The sequence below is a fragment of the Metabacillus halosaccharovorans genome, from assembly GCF_002019635.1.
Lineage (GTDB): Bacteria > Bacillota > Bacilli > Bacillales > Bacillaceae > Metabacillus > Metabacillus halosaccharovorans.
In genome coordinates this window covers 2,126,903-2,143,883 of the sequence record NZ_KV917372.1, presented here as the reverse complement: position 1 = coordinate 2,143,883, position 16,981 = coordinate 2,126,903, and the positions used below count along the sequence as shown (strand labels likewise).

Sequence of the window (16,981 nt, the reverse complement as noted above, 5' to 3'; positions counted from 1 at the left end):
TTATTGAACAGAATCTTTAGGTAAGTGCTGTAAAAAATGATTAATGGAATTCTCAACATCCTTTTTCACTAAAGCGAAAATTTCCTGTTTCTTAGTTTCAAGAGAGTCCTGATTCGTTAAAGGCTGAAGATTTAAGTAATATTGAATTCGACTATCAATTTGTTTTCGAATATCTGCGATAATATGCTGACGATGAGGTTCATCAAGCTTTAAATCATATTGTTTTTCGGCATGATGAATATATTGAGCACAATCATGACTTAAAAAGTGATGAATATCATGTGAGCATTTTTTTAACAATTGATCACGAAGCTGTTGTTGACCTCCATTTACATTCATTCCGTTTTGTTGAACCTCAAAGTTATCAATTTGATCAGGATCGGTTGGATTTAGTCCAATATTTAACACACCATCAAGTTGTTCTACTTTTAATTGATCGAATTTATATTCGATTCTTTCAATATTTGTGACAGGTTGATTTTTTAATTTTTCTATGTCAGTGCGAAGACCTGTTATTTGTTTGGTAAGTTGTTGAATCATTTTGTCTTGCTGCTGAACATAATGATGCATTTGCTGTAAATAATTCATCATATCGTTATAGTTCAAAGTTATTCACCCACCTTTGTTTCTCGCTCAACAGTTGTTACACATAGTGTATGCACACAATGAAAAATGGGTGAATGCCTAGAACATTTATGAGGCGGAAGTAGGCGAGGTTAATGGAACAACAAGACCTTCAGCGGAAGGTGATTGAACACCTGTTGGCGTTGCTGTTTCAATTTGAGGTGCCGGTTGATAAAAGCCGCCGGTATTATACAAATTTGATAAAGGCTTAATCATACCTGCACTCCCAATCTGCAATACCGAAGAGTTACTAACTGCATCTACTCGGAGGTAATTAATACAGATTGATTGATTAATATAAAAATTCATCATTACACTTCCTTTGTTTTTGCTTAGGAAACTATAAAATACTTTGAACTGTGGATAAGTGCGAGACATCCAGCTCCGAAGCGCAGGACGTGCAAGTGCAGTCGTGGAGATGGACGTCGCGTTCTTAGACTGCCAGCGCCTAGCCCCTCTAGGGTCTAGCCGATTTAGAATTGAAGGCATAGAACGCCTTCTATTCTAAATCGGCTTATTTGCCTGAGGCTGATCAAGGCGCTTGCGCTTTTGTTCTGAAGGTTATGAAATGGGTTAGAAGTTTCCGGTGCTTGGCTGGTCAATTACATCGTTATCATACGTATTTGTGACTGAGTTTTGATTGTATATGTTCAATCCATCACCTGTATTAAATGAACCTGCACCTGCAAATGTCTTAACCTCACTATGAGGAGAAATGGTAATAACATCTCCAACATGCACAATGCTGCTTGTTCCTACACTATTTACCTTAAAAGCTCCTACAATAGCTGGCATTTTTAACATCCTTTGGCTTGAAAATGAAAAACAAGAGAGAACATTTGTGACAATTACCTAGTTTTAGAATATGAAGCAGGTGGAAAGGGTGTGAACAATGGGGAGAAAAATAAGTGTTGAAGAGATCGTTATCGATCATGATAAATTGGAAGGGAAACATTGGACTTCATTGTTAAACATTTCGGGAATTTCCTTTTAATGTTTCTTTGTTAAGTCCTTTTATTTCTTGTAGAAGCAATAAGTCTAACTCTTGACTGCACTGAATGGTTTTAGTTGAATTAATTCCATAATGTAGAGCTGTTTTAATTAATTGCTGTCTCTTACGTTCAATTTCATTCACTGGCATTATGATATTCTCCATTTCGCTAATTTCTATGAGTATTGGACAAGAATATTATACAATGTTTACATAATGAAAAGCGTATAAATGATAAAATATCCTAAAATTATACAAAAATTTACAAAAGGAAATCCTCTTCTTTATAGCGAATATAGAACATAACTAGATCTGAACATAAAACGAAAAAGGGAAGGTAAAACTAAAAAGCTTTGTTATAGCACGAACGAATGAGGGAGGAAAAACAGTGAAATTTGTGACAGCTATTATACATAATGAGCCCTTTGTTGGTTTATTACATGAAGAAAAAATAATCGACATACATAAAGCGGAACAGGTAATCTTTGAAATGACCTCTTTTCCAAATACATTAGTCGAATGTGTTGCTTTAGGTGATAAATTTGTTCAAAATGTTAAGCAAATCGTCGATAAGTTGAAGGATGCAGACAGGGTGGAAAGCTATGTATATGCGAGATCTGATGTGACTATTTTAGCTCCCATAACAAGGCCGGCAAAAAACATATTCTGTGTAGGAAAGAATTACCGGGAGCATGCGATTGAAATGGGAACGGAAGAAGATATACCGAAGCATGTGATGCTTTTTTCAAAGGCACCGACGACCGTCATCGGCCATGAACAAGAAATTGATCCACATTCCCATATCACAACAGAATTGGATTACGAGGGTGAATTAGCGATTGTAATAGGCAAAAAGGGAAAGCGTATTGGCGAGGCAGAAGCAATGGACTATGTATTTGGCTATACGATTGTTAATGATATTACAGCGCGAAATTTACAAGCACAGCATAAGCAATTTCTATTGGGCAAAAGCTTAGACACTTCTTGTCCAATTGGTCCGTACTTAGTTCATAAATCTGCAATCTCAAATCCATATGATCTTACCATAAAAACAAAAGTGAATGATGAAATAAGACAAGATGGTCATACAAAGGATATGATTTTCTCAATTGAACATATCATTTCAACAATTTCACAAGGAACAACATTAGAGCCGGGAGATATCATCGCAACAGGAACTCCTGCTGGAGTAGGAAAAGGATTTAAGCCGCCTAAATTTCTACAACCGGGTGATGTGATAGAAATCGAGGTTGAGGTAATCGGAACATTGCGCAATACGGTGTCAGGGTAAGGAAATTGAAGGAGTCAGTCTATGGATTTGACTTCTTTTTTACTTTAGGATTCTAATATTCACAGGAAGTTCATTCTTTTCATGTTTATTTTTTAATATTTACAGTAAATCATGCTAAAATAGGGTTGTCTGTGATCTGTTTAAGGAGGAAAAAAATATGACACATGCACACATAACAACCTGGGTTGTTGCGATTATTTTATTCTTTGTCGCACACTCGCTGTATAAGTCTGGAAAAGAAAAGCCGTCTAAAATTGTACATATGGTTCTAAGATTATTTTACATTTTAATTATTGTGACAGGTGGTTTGCTTGTATCAGCTATTTATAAGATAGATGGCGAATACATTGCGAAAATGATCTTGGGTGTTTGGACCATTGGAGCAATGGAAATGGTATTAGTCCGCTTGAAAAAAGGTAAGCCAACAAGAGTATTTTGGATTCAATTTGTGATTGTTGTGATTCTTACGATTTTATTAGGAATGCGTTTACCATTAGGAATTTGGAGCTTTTCGTAAAACAAAAAATGCCTTCTCTTATGAGGAGGCATTTTTTTTGTTCACAGGTAAGATAATATAGAATTTTGTACTTAGTTTTAGTGTCTAGCTCCGAAGCACAGGATGTGCAAGTGCAGTCAATGCGACAGGACGTCGCGGGTTTTGACTGCCAGCGCCTATCGCCTATCAAACTTCAGATCATCTCCCTACGTTAAGTCAACATCGATTCGCTTCGCTTACCGTGTTTCCTAAATCTTTAGTCGATGCTCCTCCAGTTTGTACGGCGATGACCAAGGCGCTTGCGCTTTTCTAATAAAATTTACTGCAAACCAATCTTCTCTCTCCAAGGCTTGTTGTCATTTCCAGCCTGTCTGAGGAGTGAACCCCTCTTTCAAAATGGTGTTGAATTCCGAGTATGCATTCTTCATTGTCCAGCTGATAAAAAGATACTCCTTTTTTATGAACGCGATTTTCAAGAAATAATAATTGGTTATATGAATAAATACAGTCATAAGGTGAGAAGCCAAGTGAGTTAATTTGCTTAATTAGCCTGACAAATGTCTCATCTTGTAGTTCCTTTAGCATTTCATCCAGTGCAACCGGTAGTTTTTTTCGTACGCGAACAGTATCACCATCATTGACTGAATAAGTCCCCGTATTTGTTTTAATCTTACCCAAACCTATCCATACCCCGGTTTTCCACCCTGTAGATTGCAAAATTTCTATATGGGAATTGTTAATCTCATCTAATAAAAGAAGCTCATCATTCATATCATCATAAATGACGTACTGATCATTCGCTACTTCGATCAGTCCGGTTAAATACGAACGTTTTTGGTTTAATAGCAGATCTGTCCGTTTTAATGGAAACATGATATTTACCTCCAAATGACACGAGTATTGTAGTAGATTTTGTGTTGTTATTCGTTTTAGACAAAAGTGAGTAAGTTTATGCATGGATATTTTGATTAGGACAATTCAACATTGGTATGTCATGGGCATAGACTAGGTACACCTGTTGGAGTAATTGGCGTGAGAATATATAACATGGATTGTAAACAGATGAGGGAGATGATATGTAAATGTGTGGAATCACAGGGTGGGTTAACTTTAAGGGACATATACGCACGGAAAGAGAAACCATTAAAAAGATGGCTGAAACTTTATCCAAAAGGGGACCAGACGATACAAATATTTGGGGAGAAGACCATGTGCTGTTCGGTCATAAACGTTTAGTCGTTGTTGATCCGGCTGGTGGTATTCAGCCAATGACAAGAACAAAGAATGGTCACACTTATACCATTTGCTATAATGGAGAGCTTTATAATACAGAGGATATTCGGAGAGAACTTCTTGCAAAGGGGTACACATTTAAAGGACATTCCGATACAGAGGTGCTCCTCCAATCATATATAGAATGGGAAGAAGAATGTGTCCATCGATTAAATGGGATTTTTGCTTTTGCAGTTTGGGACACATCAAAGGAAAAACTTTTTATTGGAAGAGATCGATTAGGGGTAAAACCTTTATTTTATAAGGAAGAAAATGGCTCACTTCTTTTTGGCTCAGAGCTTAAAGCGATTCTGGCACATCCATCGGTTTCGGCGAAATTAGATAAAACAGGTTTATCGGAAATATTTGGCGTTGGTCCGGCTCGTACACCAGGTGTAGGTGTATTTAAAGGCATTGATGAGCTCCGTCCGGCACATGCATTAGTATATACGAAAAACGGCTTGAAAAAATGGCGCTATTGGGATGTTGAAAGCAAACCTCATGAAGATTCTGTAGAAGAAACATCAGAAAAGGTACGCACTTTATTTACGGATGCAGTAACCAGACAACTGGTTTCAGATGTACCACTTTGTACATTCCTTTCAGGCGGCGTGGATTCCAGTGCTATTACAGCAATTGCTGCCGAACATTACAGGAAAGAAGGGAAGGGGCAGCTTCATACGTATTCAATAGATTATGAGGATAATGAGAAGTTTTTTAAGGCTAATGAGTTTCAGCCAAACTCGGATGGCCCATGGATTCAAAAAATGAGTGACGAATTCAATACTGTTCACCATCGCTGTGTAATTACTCAACAAGAGTTAGTGGACCATCTCATCGAAGCTACATCTGTCCGTGACCTTCCGGGTATGGCTGATGTTGATTCATCATTGCTTTGGTTTTGCCGTGAAATAAAAAATGACTTTGTTGTAGGTCTATCAGGTGAATGTGCAGATGAAATTTTTGGGGGATATCCATGGTTTCACCGTCCTGAAGATTTAGCCAGCTCCGGCTTTCCGTGGATGCGTTCAACAGATGAAAGGATGTCATTATTAAAACCTGAATGGCAAAATAAATTACAATTACATGAATATGTTCAGGCTCGGCATCAGGAAACATTAAATGAAACACCATTGCTTGAAGGTGAATCAGAAATTGAAGCAAAAAGACGACAACTCTTTTATTTAAATATACATTGGTTTATGACAAATTTATTGGATAGAAAAGATCGAATGAGTATGGGGGCAAGCTTGGAGGTTCGTGTTCCATTTGCCGATCATCGTCTTGTTGAGTATGTATGGAATATTCCTTGGGACATGAAAATGTATGGTGACCGTGAAAAAGGCATTCTTCGAAAAGCATTAGAAGGAATTTTGCCAAATGAGGTACTCTATCGGAAGAAAAGTCCTTATCCGAAAACACATAACCCTGAGTATACGAGATTAGTGAAAAATTGGCTGTTATCCCTTGTGGATGGGAAGGATTCCATATTGCATGAACTTCTCAACAAGCAAAAGCTCAACGATATAATTGAAACAGAGGGGAAGGCATTCCAGGTTCCATGGTTCGGCCAATTAATGTCAGGTCCACAGCTTCTAGCTCATTTAGCACAAATTCATGTATGGTTTGACAGCTATTCAATTGATATTGATGAAAGATAAGAGATTAAGAGAATAATAAATACAAAAAAGGTCAGATCCTTGGATCACACATATAGTGTGATATCGATGATCTGGCCTTATTATTAGATATAAATATTTACGTAGCTTACGAAACAATTGCTTCCTGAGAAAATCGTTTTCCCTGCCATGCCTTTGATTTCCAGCGATAATACATAATGATTCCTCTCACCCATTCGTCCGTTATAAAGGCAATCCATACTCCGATAAGACCCAGGTCAAAATGAATGCCCAGCACATAGGCGATTGGAACACTAACACCCCACATCGAGAGAATGCCTATATAGGTAGGGAATCGAATATCTCCCGCTGCTCTTAAAGAACCGATAATAATCATATTAAATGCTCTTCCAGGCTCAAGTAAGATAGTGAGCAATATTAAAGTCCCGCCAACTTCCAGAATTCTTTCATTTGATGTAAAGATGCCAAGCAATTGATCAGAGAATAAAGTAAAGACGATCGCCATCAGTGTGGAAATAACGATCCCATAATGCAGGCTCTGTAAGCATCTTTTGTATGCATGATCATATTCCTTGGCTCCCACCATATAGCCGATTAAAATTTGAGTCCCCTGACTTACAGCTGAACTGAATAATAAAATGAGCATCATAAGATTTTGGGCATATACTTTTGTTGTTAATGCCTCTGTTCCAATCATGGTGATGAAAAAGGTAATCACCATTTGTGATGTATTATATGACAATTGTTCACCGGCAGTCGGGATACCGATATGAAGGAGCTTTTTAATATGGTGTGCCGGCAACTTGAACAAGTCTTTTAGATTGAGAGTAAAGTGAACACGTTGCTTTAAAATATAAAGGATAACGAGTAACCCAATAAAACGGGATACAACTGTTGAGATTGCAACACCTTGAACACCTAACACCGGAATACCAAATGGTCCAAAAATAAATAAATAGTTTCCGATCACGTTAATCAAATTCATCCCGATCGTCAGGTACATAGAATCCTTCGTATATCCATGGCTTTTAAGAATGGCACCAGCAGTCATAATTAAAGCTTGAAGAAAAGAAAATCCTCCAACAACCTGTAAATAAAAAGTTGCTTCAGGCATTAGCTCCTGTGGTAAATTCATCAATTGCAGGATATCTTCACTTGCAATGACAATCACAACACTAATGAGAATACTAAATAAAAGATTTGCAGAAAGAGAAACAGATGATATCTCTTTCGCATTTTTGTACTGATTTCCACCTATATATTGAGCAACAAGAATGGTTGTTCCTGTCGCAATAAACCCAAACATCACGATTAAGAGAAATAAGATTTGATTGGAAACACCGACAGCTGCTACAGAATTATCAGAATATTGACTGAGCATCAATGTATCAGCATTTCCCATTAACATATGAAGCATGATTTCAATAAAGATGGGCCAGGTTAATGCAAATAATGTCATTTTACGATCTTGTCTTAAAGTAGACATTTTCATCTACCTCCTTTACTACATGTCGATAATACTTAATAAGTTTACATAGATTGCAGTATAATAGAAAGAGAAGATTACGATATAATTTGGAGAAATACGACTTAGAGGATGATGCGGCTTGTCACATATACAGTTTCAGGTACCGGCCTTTCCAACCTTGATTAAAGGAGGATATGCTGTTTTTGAAAAGGATAAAAAACATTTTCGTCGTACATTTACGGTGCTTGACTTGATTTATGTAAAATCAGGGGAATTATATCTAACAGAAGATCGTATTCCTTACTCAATTGGCAAGGGCCAATATATCATTTTACTTCCAGGGTTTGAACATTTCGGTCATAAAGGCTGTCAGGTGAAATCTGAATATTATTGGTTTCATTTTATAATTCCCACAAACTATGAAATTGTAGAAGAAGGGATTACAAATTGGGCTGATATTCATGAATCTGAAGGAGACTATGAACACCCTCCTTCTTATAGGCTGTCCATTCCATGTTATGGGGAAATAGAGAATACAAGCTTTGTAGAAACCATTTTTCACCAAATATTACATGTTGATCATCAAACACCTGATTATCAATTAAGGCAGCAATTGTTTTTTCAGGAGTTTCTATTGCACCTCCAAAAGGAAGCATGCAAAATCCCTTCTGCTGCCGAAAATGTAGTAGAAGAAGTGGTAGCTTATATTCAAGCACATTACAGAGATGAGGTGAAAATGGAGGATCTTGCAAATGCTATCCATTTTCACCCGGATTATATTACTCGTTGTATGCAAAAAATTGTTGGTGAGACGCCAAATCATTATTTAAATAGATATCGGATGAATCAAGCAAAAAGATTGTTAGCCACTACAGATCAAAAGATCGCTAATATCTCAAAAGAAGTGGGGATTTTGGATTCCACTTACTTTTCAAAACTATTTAAGAAAATGGAAGGTCTCACACCAATTGAATATCGAAAGGTCATTCTAAGGAGATAACAAGATAGTTATTTCTTAATAAGCAAAAGGGTAAAGTCATAGCCATCAAGTGTGACAGAAAGCTGATCGGAATGTGCAGCAAATTCTTTTGAGAGCCAAAGATCAAAAATCGTACGGTCTTTAAGTTGTAACGGAAGCAAAATCGTTTGCTTTTCAGGATGATTATTCATGACAACAATGACAAGTTCTGTGGAATTTTCTCTTTGATAACAAATAGAGTTTTGGTTGATATCATAAGATAAGAGCTGAAATTCCCCGTCATTTCCGAGAACAGGATATTGCTTTCGCAGGTGTATCAATCTTTTCATGAATGTTAGCATGTCCTGATCCTGTCTTGAATTATCCCATTCCATACACTTTCTGCATCCGGGATCCTGATCTCCAGTTAAGCCAATTTCATCTCCATAGTAAATCGAAGGTGAACCATAGAAGCTAAACTGAAAAACGGATAACAGCTTAACTTTTTGCTTATTCATCTTTGCAAGATTTACGATTCTTGGTGTATCATGGCTTCCTACCATATTAAATAATGTATGATAAACAGGTTTTGGATATTGGTGTAAATAGTGTTGTAATGACTTAGTAAATTGCTCAACATTTATCACATTATATGCGTAAAATTGGTGAAGAAGTTGTGCGAAAGGATAATTCATCACAGCATCAAACTGATCCCCGTCAAGCCAAGGCATCGCATCGTGCCATACTTCTCCAACTAGATACACATCAGGGTGATCACGTTTTATCACCTGACGAAAATCTTTCCAAAATTGATGGTCAATCTCATTCGCCACATCCAACCTCCATCCATCAATGTGACATTCTCTTATCCAAAATTGCCCAACATCAAACAAAAGTTTGCGAACCTCAGGATGTTGAGTGTTCAGCTTCGGCATTGATTTTTCAAAGGAAAAGGTTTCATACTGTATATCACCAGTTGATGAAAAGCTTATATGGAACCAATCCTTATATGGTGATGCTTCTCCATGTTGCAACACATTTTGAAACGGAGGGAAGTCCTGCCCGCAATGATTAAAAACCGCATCAAGCATGACACGAATTCCTCTTGCGTGGCACTCCTTAACAACTTCCTTCATATCTTGTATGCTTCCAAATTGCGGATCTATTTCGAAATAATTCACCGTATCATATTTATGATTTGAATGAGCACGAAAGAGCGGGGTAAAGTAAATTCCGTTGATTCCCAGGTCTACTAAATAATCCAAATGCTGGATGACACCTTGTAAATCACCTCCAAAAATAGAGTCTGAGGCAGGTTCTATGCTGTTCCATGCTAATGTTCCTGCAGGGTCATTTGAAGTATCTCCATTTGCAAATCGATCTGGAAATATTTGATACCAGACTGTATTTTTTACCCATTCAGGTGCTTTAAAGGCATCTGAACGATGATAGTAAGGCAAGCAAAAATAGGCAGAAAAATCTTTATGAACATGATCGGTAAATCCCTTTTCTGTGAAAAAGAGCTCCGACTCGTCGCTTTTTAAATGAAAGGCATACCTAAGACGCTTTTGTGGTGGGAAAACAGTAACGGACCAGTAATCAAATAATCCATCTGTACCACTATGCAACATTTGTGATGATGTAGACTTCCAGTTCTCCTGATCAAATTCAAATGGATCTCCATATAGAAGATTGACGGAGTTAACATTTTGATGCTTTGTTCGAAGTTGAATTTGAAAAGACCCATCACAAGTAGGATAAGCAAATTGGCCTCCCGGACGATGATAAATAGCTTCTCTCAGCATGACGACTCCTTTATCTTAAATGAATTTGTAAGAATAAGGTTTCTCCAATTATAAACAGGAGATACAAGGGAAATGTATTTATTTTATATCTTGACCATAATTTCTAATTATTGTTCGAGATATAAATTAAATACAAAAAGGAGGTATAACTATTCTACTGACATTTTCCTATTATGTTGTTTTTAAGTATCCTTCATTTTGAATGTCAATGTGGAATTGAATATTCATTTTCATATTTGGATAGTATACCGATCTCCAATTTTTTAATTCTTTTCGAGTCAGTTTGTTGCGGTAAAACTGACCTATACCTAAAATATCGGCTTCACTCTTTTGTATTTTGGCAAACATATTATTAAATCTGTCGGTTAAGAGTTTGTTCAATTCCTTCTTAACTAATGTCGAAGAGGCGTTTCCTCTTGTTTCAAGGATGACGACTTTTAAATTGATACGGCTTTGCAAAATAGGCTGCTTATCAATTAATTCGCTTTTATGGCGCATAGAATTGCCAATGATCATAACACTTGCATGATTCAAAACTTCAATGTTACCATTGGTGCTTTCTCCGTCAAAAGAATTAAATAGCAGAGTTTCATCAGCACTGATTTGTTCTACCATCTTTCCATTCTTTATTACAGCTGAACCTGATTGTTCAATTGCTGTCATTTTGCCAGTAACAATTAGAGGGATCGCAACATCACGTGTATAAGAATGGATACTACGGTATACCTCCCATATCCTTGTAAGAGCGATATCAGGATTCCATCCTGCATTTTTTTCAAAAAAATCGAACATGGCAGTTCCATGAATTTCCTTTAAATCTGACAGTTTTGAAAAAAACTCATCTATATCCTGATTGCATATAGCCACTAATGCTTTTGGTGATACTTCTCGCGATCGCATAAAGCCGGCGATAATATCTTTCACCCCTTCTTCAGCAGTTTTCCGATCAATCAATATTAGTTTTACATGAAGTAAGTCTACACTGCTCTCTAAATTTCTGCTTATTGTATCGACCGCTTTTGTAATTGTTTCTCCTGTTCCGGATATAATTTTGATATTTGTTGTATCTTTTTCAGGATCAGGAATCTCTAAGAATACCCTGTATTGTTCGTCAATCAAAGATACACCAAGGACTACAGGTAGCACTCGGTGATTGATATCCCTATTATCCCAGCAGCCGCTTAGGGGGAGAATTAGCAAAAATAAACAAAAAACGATAGTCGCTTTTGACATTAAATTATATGGTTTCATTTTTACCCTTCCTCTTAATACGAGATCCAAAGAAATAGATAGATAAGGGAACTGCTATTAAGATATAAAATCGTAAAAAAGTATTCCACCAAAATAGCTTTTCAATATCCTCCCATCCCGGAATCAAGAAACATAAAAAATACACTACTACTGAAACTGTGATCACCTGATTAACTGGTTTGATCGATGGAATGTAATGACTTAATATTCGGAGTGTTTTCCATGTCACGAGAGATAGGTAAAGCATAATAAAAGATAGTAAACTTAACAAAAAAAACATGGTGACCCTATCAAACATCAACCAATTAATATTTATGGCGTCTACCACAACAACATAAGGGAGGAATGTTGTTGCCGAAGTGGCCTGCCCAAATGTAAGAATGGGGATATAAACAGAAAATATAAAAAAAGGAATCAGGATTGCAGCTGCCCATAAAATCGATTTTCTACTGTAAGAGAAATAGGGTTGAATAAAGCCAAGAAACAGAAACCCTCCAGAGAAGGCAAAAAAACTTTCTAAGTAGGGACGTTTTGTAATGAATCGAAAATCAGTATCAAAAGGGATGGCATATCTCCAATCAACATTTTGAAAAGAAGTAAAGAAGATAAATAAAATGATCGGAAGAAATAGGATGGATAAGAGAAACCCTGTACGAAAAATGACTTCAACTCCATTTGAAGCAATATAAGTTGAGATAGATAGTAATAATAACATGATGGCCCATATGGGAGTGTTGGATAAAAAGACGATTGTAATAATTTCTGCGTACGCACGTACGGTTATTAATAAAATCATAATGAAATAAATGAAAATAGGGATAAGAAATAGGAGAGCTTTACCTTTTCCAAACTCTGTATAGATCGTAATAATATCTTTTTTTGGAAAGAAACTTAGTCCCTTCATATAAACAAATAAAAAAGTAAAATGAACAATTATTCCTAATAGAATTGGAAGCCAGTGGCCCTGCTCTGTACTTGAAATTATATTTCCCGGGTACATAAAGAAAATGAGTCCCAAATGGCTTAAAATATATAATATCATGACATGTAAACTTTTATTCACTGTTGTTTTCAGTCCCTTTCATGTTTATGTCTAGATAGGACCTACCATAGGTGTTGATACTCGCTAAGTAAGCTCCAATTAATACAAGGCCTGCTACAATGCCTAATAAGCCGAAAATGGATGCAAGAAACACAATGACATATTTAAATAATCTGATGGAAACAGAGTTTTGAAAACCGACAATTGTTGAATTGGCAATGGTAGTAGCTGCAAGAATAATAATTAGGAGATTGCTGACCAATTTAGCTTCAACAACAGCTTGTCCTAGAATAATCCCTCCGACCATTGTAATCGTAGGTCCAATGGATTTAGGGAGCCTGACACTAGCTTCCAAAATTAATTCAAGAATAACAAGCATGAGAATAATTTCGACTAATGCAGGATATGGAACTCCTTCACGGCTCTGGGCAACAGACAAGGCAAGCTGTATCTGTAAAATTTCAGGATTAACTGCAACAAGTGCTACATACAAACCAGGACTGATCAGCGTAACCAAAAGACCAATAACTCTTACGAATCGAATGGAAACCATTATGGGGAGAGGAAAATTTCGATCATTTTCAAGAATGAACATATCTAATAGATGGCTAGGAAGAATAAGCGCAAAAGGGAATTGATCCACAAAAAGAATAACTCTTCCTTTTTTCAGAAATTGAACGGCATAAAGAGGCAATTCAGTTGTATTAAATTTCGAAACTGCGTCCCAGCTTCGAAAACCCATCATATTTGATAATCCTTGCAAATCATCAATCTCCATATTAATATTCTTTTCAATATGTTCCATAAGGTTGTCTAATAATTTAGTATCAGCTTTGCCGTCTATATAAAACAAGGAAAGTTTTTTTTTTACATTGTGCCCTGTTGAGTATGTTTTTAAGTGTAGTTCATTCGAGTTCACTTGTTTACGGACAATACCGATATTTATATCAATATTCTCCGTAAAAGAATTTAATGGACCTTGAATTACATTTTCATTTGAAGGCGACTCAATGGAACGATCTAGTTGTTTAGATACAGGATCCATAATGATAAATCGACTGGTATTCTCGATAATAATAACTAGTTTGCCTACATATATGGATGAAATAGCTTCCTTAACATCACCTTCGATTAGTTTACCTATTGAACACCATAAATCATCAGAAGGCCTATCTTGAGAAATGAAACTGTCTGAATGCTTTTGGAGGGTCATTTTGGTTTTTGTAAAATCAACTAGAGTACTAAAACCTAATAGGATAACAGATGTATCAGCAAGATAATCCCTTGACTGAACAAAATCTTCATTATTTCCAAGCACAGATTGTATTTCTTCAACTAATCGATCCATAGTATGTGATCCCTTCATCTAAATAATACTAATTTGCACATTAATACTAATTTTATACTGGAACGATTATGTATTTTATACATGAAAAAAGATGCGTTCATGTAATGGAGGTGATTAGCAGCATAACTTTTTCTTCTTCCACCGTACTAGACACTGCCAAATTTAGGGGAATCTCATGGTAAACCAAACAAGCAATTGAAATCCAACTGGGTGATACTGGAAACTATTCGAAACCTAAAACAGCATTACTAAAAAATTGAAAGAATCTAAATAAAATTTGACGGTATATGACACAAAGCGATACTCTTAAGAACGTAGAGATATAGAATATAGGAGGAACGGACCAAGATGTTTAAAAGAGCTGGCAAATTTTTGCTTATTCTATTTCTTCTTTTAGGAGCAATTCCCGTGAATGCTGCTGAAAAAGAAGAGAGGGCATGGCAAGATGAAATTGCTTACTATGTTGTCGTTGACCGATTTAATAACGGAAACTCTAAAAATGATGGTAGTGATCTCAATTTTGAGGATCCAACTGCTTATCATGGAGGAGATATTGAAGGAATTACTAAGAAAATTGAGTATATTCATGAAATGGGATTTACCTCGATCATACTTTCCCCGATTTTTAATGAAGAAAATAATGCAGTTGAAGTGAAAACAATGGACGAGCATGCAGGGACGGTTGAAGATGTAAAAAAACTTGTTGAAGAAGCTCACAAGCTTGATATGAATATACTGTTAGATTACGGTGAGATCGACCAAAATCTTACACAAACAGCATCATGGTGGATAAATGAAACCAATGTAGATGGGTACTATATCGAACAAGCAGACAGTATCAATGTGAGTGTCTGGAATCAGTTTCACAAGGACATAGAAGAACTCAAAGAGGATTTTTACTTAGTAGGATCAATTGAATCAAAGGATGAGAATGTTTCTTCTTATCTAGAAAATGGGTTTGATTCTATTCTGAATCAATCTTTTTATGAAGAAACAGCAAGTGTATTTTCGAATGTTGATCAATCTTTTCTACCAATAACTGAGATTGTAGCCAAGTCATCACCTTTACTAAGTACATATGTTGATAATGATCGAACAGTCCGCTTTACAAGACATGCCATCGAAAATAATCAGCATCCGGGTGTTCGGTTGAAAATGGCTTTCTCCTATATGTATACGATCCCGGGAACTCCGTTCGTTTATTATGGTTCAGAAATTGCTGTCGATGGAGGAGAGCCGCCGACAAACCGTCCTTTAATGAACTTTCAATCAGATGAAGAATTGATTGAGTATTTAGGAAAGCTTTCAGTTTTAAGAAAAACGTTCCCTGCTCTAACAAGAGGAGATTATGAAGTTTTATATGAAAAGGACGGTATGATTATTTTTAAACGATCCTATCAGGATGAGTCCCTGATTGTTGCTATTAATAATACGACTGAGACTCAAAAGGTAAAAATACCTGCTGCTGAAATAGCTAAAGATAACAAGCTTGAAGGTTTGCTAACAGGTGACACTTTTGAAGAAGAAAATGGCGAATACGAGTTCATCATAGATCGTGAAATTGCAGAAGTATATGAAATAAAAGATAAGACGGGATTAAATATACCATTTATCAGTGTCTTTATCATTGTTCCGACATTGTTTATTTTATTTTTGGTCATGGCTTATAGAAAAGGAAAGCAGAAGTCTTGATATAGAAAGGGACTGTTCATTAGAACAGTCCCTGTTGTTTTATAATGATAGCTAAGCATAAAATTCTGTACTTAGTGTTGGTGTCCAGCTCCAGCGCCTAGGCCCTTAGGTCATAAGGGGATTTGGATTTGAAAGCAAAAAACCCCTTATATTCCAAATCGCCTTATGCTTGTCGGGCCTGATCAAGGCGCTTGCGCTTTCTAACCATTAACAATTTTTCCACCATTCACATGAAGTGTTTGCCCTGACATATAAGAGGAATCATCACTAGCCAAAAATACGTAAGCAGGTGCAAGTTCTTCAGGTTGTCCAGGTCGCTTCATAGGTGTATTTGCCCCAAAGGTTGCAACTTGATCTGCCGGGAACGTAGATGGGATAAGTGGTGTCCAAATTGGACCTGGAGCCACTGCATTCACGCGGATTCCTTTACCGGCAAGATTAAGGGCCAACGAACGAGTAAACGCAGTAATCGCACCTTTTGTTGAAGAATAGTCAATTAACTGCTCATTTCCGGCATATGCCGTTACAGAAGAGGTGTTAATAATCGCACTTCCTTTTTTGAAATGAGGAAGGACAGCTTTTGTTAAATGGAAAAACGAGAAAATATTTGTCTTGAAAGTTCGTTCCAGCTGTTCACTTGTAATATCTTCAATTCCTTTTTGTGGGTGTTGTTCAGCTGCATTATTTACTAAGATATCTACTTGTCCAAAAGTTTCAACTGTTTTTGCTACAACTTGCTGACATACAGTTTCATCACCAATATCTCCAGAAACAAGCAGGCATTTTTGACCTTCTGCTTCTATATGTTTTTTGGTTTCCTCAGCATCCTCTTGCTCATCTAAATAGGAAATGACAACATTAGCTCCTTCTTTCGCAAAAAAAACTGCAACTGCTCGTCCAATTCCACTGTCTCCACCTGTAATAATGGCCACTTTATCTTTTAATTTCCCACTTCCGGTATATGATTGATCATCAAATGTAGGTTTTGGATTCATCAAATCCTCATGTCCGGGCTGAACATCCTGGTGCTGTGGCGGTAATGTTTGTTTTTGTTGATTTTGATTATTACTCAAAGTTTTTACCTCCTATAGTATTATCGTTTA

General features: G+C 36.5%; 16 protein-coding genes. 5 read left to right on the top strand and 11 right to left on the bottom strand.

Translation table 11 applies throughout. The features are described 5' to 3' along the window. The 4 genes from gerPC to BK577_RS24305 all read right to left on the bottom strand — a co-directional run bounded on the left by gerPC (position 1) and on the right by BK577_RS24305 (position 1,765). Entirely contained in the window at positions 1-606 is a 606-nt protein-coding gene (gene gerPC, locus BK577_RS24320; protein WP_078435247.1) for a spore germination protein GerPC, read from the bottom strand. A gap of 87 nt (positions 607-693) precedes the next feature. Next, positions 694-933 carry a spore germination protein GerPB gene (locus BK577_RS24315; RefSeq protein WP_078435246.1) on the bottom strand — a complete coding sequence of 80 codons (240 nt, stop codon included), beginning with the start codon at positions 931-933 and terminating at the stop codon, positions 694-696. 264 nt (positions 934-1,197) lie between these two features. Continuing rightward, positions 1,198-1,419 (bottom strand): spore germination protein, encoded by a 222-nt coding sequence (locus BK577_RS24310; protein ID WP_078435245.1) that lies wholly within the window; start codon positions 1,417-1,419, stop codon positions 1,198-1,200. A gap of 172 nt (positions 1,420-1,591) precedes the next feature. Further along, positions 1,592-1,765 carry an aspartyl-phosphate phosphatase Spo0E family protein gene (locus BK577_RS24305; protein WP_169908466.1) on the bottom strand — a complete coding sequence of 58 codons (174 nt, stop codon included), beginning with the start codon at positions 1,763-1,765 and terminating at the stop codon, positions 1,592-1,594. A 238-nt stretch (positions 1,766-2,003) separates the two neighbouring features. Here BK577_RS24305 and BK577_RS24300 point away from each other — a divergent pair, with 238 nt between their 5' ends. Both BK577_RS24300 and BK577_RS24295 read left to right on the top strand, forming a co-directional pair. After that, the gene (locus tag BK577_RS24300) at positions 2,004-2,906 is read left to right on the top strand and encodes a fumarylacetoacetate hydrolase family protein (protein WP_078435243.1); all 903 of its coding nucleotides are present in this window, start codon (positions 2,004-2,006) and stop codon (positions 2,904-2,906) included. Between the two features lie 157 nt (positions 2,907-3,063). After that, positions 3,064-3,423, top strand: a complete 360-nt coding sequence (locus BK577_RS24295) for a YisL family protein (RefSeq protein WP_026561276.1) — start codon at positions 3,064-3,066, stop codon at positions 3,421-3,423. A gap of 288 nt (positions 3,424-3,711) precedes the next feature. Here the strand turns inward: BK577_RS24295 and BK577_RS24290 are convergent, their stop codons facing one another. Beyond that, the gene (locus BK577_RS24290) at positions 3,712-4,275 is read right to left on the bottom strand and encodes a DUF2777 family protein (protein WP_169908464.1); all 564 of its coding nucleotides are present in this window, start codon (positions 4,273-4,275) and stop codon (positions 3,712-3,714) included. Positions 4,276-4,484: 209 nt separating this feature from the next. Between BK577_RS24290 and asnB the strand changes: the two genes are divergently transcribed. Beyond that, a complete protein-coding gene (asnB, locus tag BK577_RS24285; RefSeq protein WP_078435241.1) occupies positions 4,485-6,335 on the top strand; it encodes an asparagine synthase (glutamine-hydrolyzing) in 1,851 nt (616 codons plus the stop codon). Positions 6,336-6,441: 106 nt separating this feature from the next. Here the strand turns inward: asnB and BK577_RS24280 are convergent, their stop codons facing one another. Then, entirely contained in the window at positions 6,442-7,800 is a 1,359-nt protein-coding gene (locus tag BK577_RS24280) for an MATE family efflux transporter (protein ID WP_078435240.1), read from the bottom strand. A gap of 121 nt (positions 7,801-7,921) precedes the next feature. Here BK577_RS24280 and BK577_RS24275 point away from each other — a divergent pair, with 121 nt between their 5' ends. Further along, positions 7,922-8,782 carry a helix-turn-helix transcriptional regulator gene (locus BK577_RS24275; RefSeq protein ID WP_078435239.1) on the top strand — a complete coding sequence of 287 codons (861 nt, stop codon included), beginning with the start codon at positions 7,922-7,924 and terminating at the stop codon, positions 8,780-8,782. Positions 8,783-8,790: 8 nt separating this feature from the next. Here the strand turns inward: BK577_RS24275 and BK577_RS24270 are convergent, their stop codons facing one another. The 4 genes from BK577_RS24270 to BK577_RS24255 all read right to left on the bottom strand — a co-directional run bounded on the left by BK577_RS24270 (position 8,791) and on the right by BK577_RS24255 (position 14,186). Next, entirely contained in the window at positions 8,791-10,545 is a 1,755-nt protein-coding gene (locus tag BK577_RS24270) for an alpha-glycosidase (protein ID WP_078435238.1), read from the bottom strand. 171 nt (positions 10,546-10,716) lie between these two features. Further along, positions 10,717-11,796, bottom strand: a complete 1,080-nt coding sequence (locus tag BK577_RS24265; RefSeq protein WP_078435237.1) for a Ger(x)C family spore germination protein — start codon at positions 11,794-11,796, stop codon at positions 10,717-10,719. Next, positions 11,783-12,859, bottom strand: a complete 1,077-nt coding sequence (locus tag BK577_RS24260; protein WP_245823571.1) for a GerAB/ArcD/ProY family transporter — start codon at positions 12,857-12,859, stop codon at positions 11,783-11,785. The genes BK577_RS24265 and BK577_RS24260 overlap by 14 nt, the downstream gene beginning before the upstream one ends. Further along, positions 12,852-14,186, bottom strand: coding sequence for a spore germination protein (locus tag BK577_RS24255; RefSeq protein WP_078435236.1), 1,335 nt, complete (start codon positions 14,184-14,186; stop codon positions 12,852-12,854). The genes BK577_RS24260 and BK577_RS24255 overlap by 8 nt, the downstream gene beginning before the upstream one ends. A 348-nt stretch (positions 14,187-14,534) precedes the next feature. On the opposite strand from BK577_RS24255, the gene BK577_RS24250 reads away from it, so the two are divergent. Further along, entirely contained in the window at positions 14,535-15,878 is a 1,344-nt protein-coding gene (locus BK577_RS24250; protein ID WP_078435235.1) for an alpha-amylase family glycosyl hydrolase, read from the top strand. Between the two features lie 200 nt (positions 15,879-16,078). Here BK577_RS24250 and BK577_RS24245 read toward each other — a convergent pair whose 3' ends face one another. Next, on the bottom strand, positions 16,079-16,951 hold the full coding sequence (locus BK577_RS24245; RefSeq protein WP_078435234.1) for an SDR family oxidoreductase: 873 nt from the start codon (positions 16,949-16,951) through the stop codon (positions 16,079-16,081). Positions 16,952-16,981: the final 30 nt, after the last annotated feature.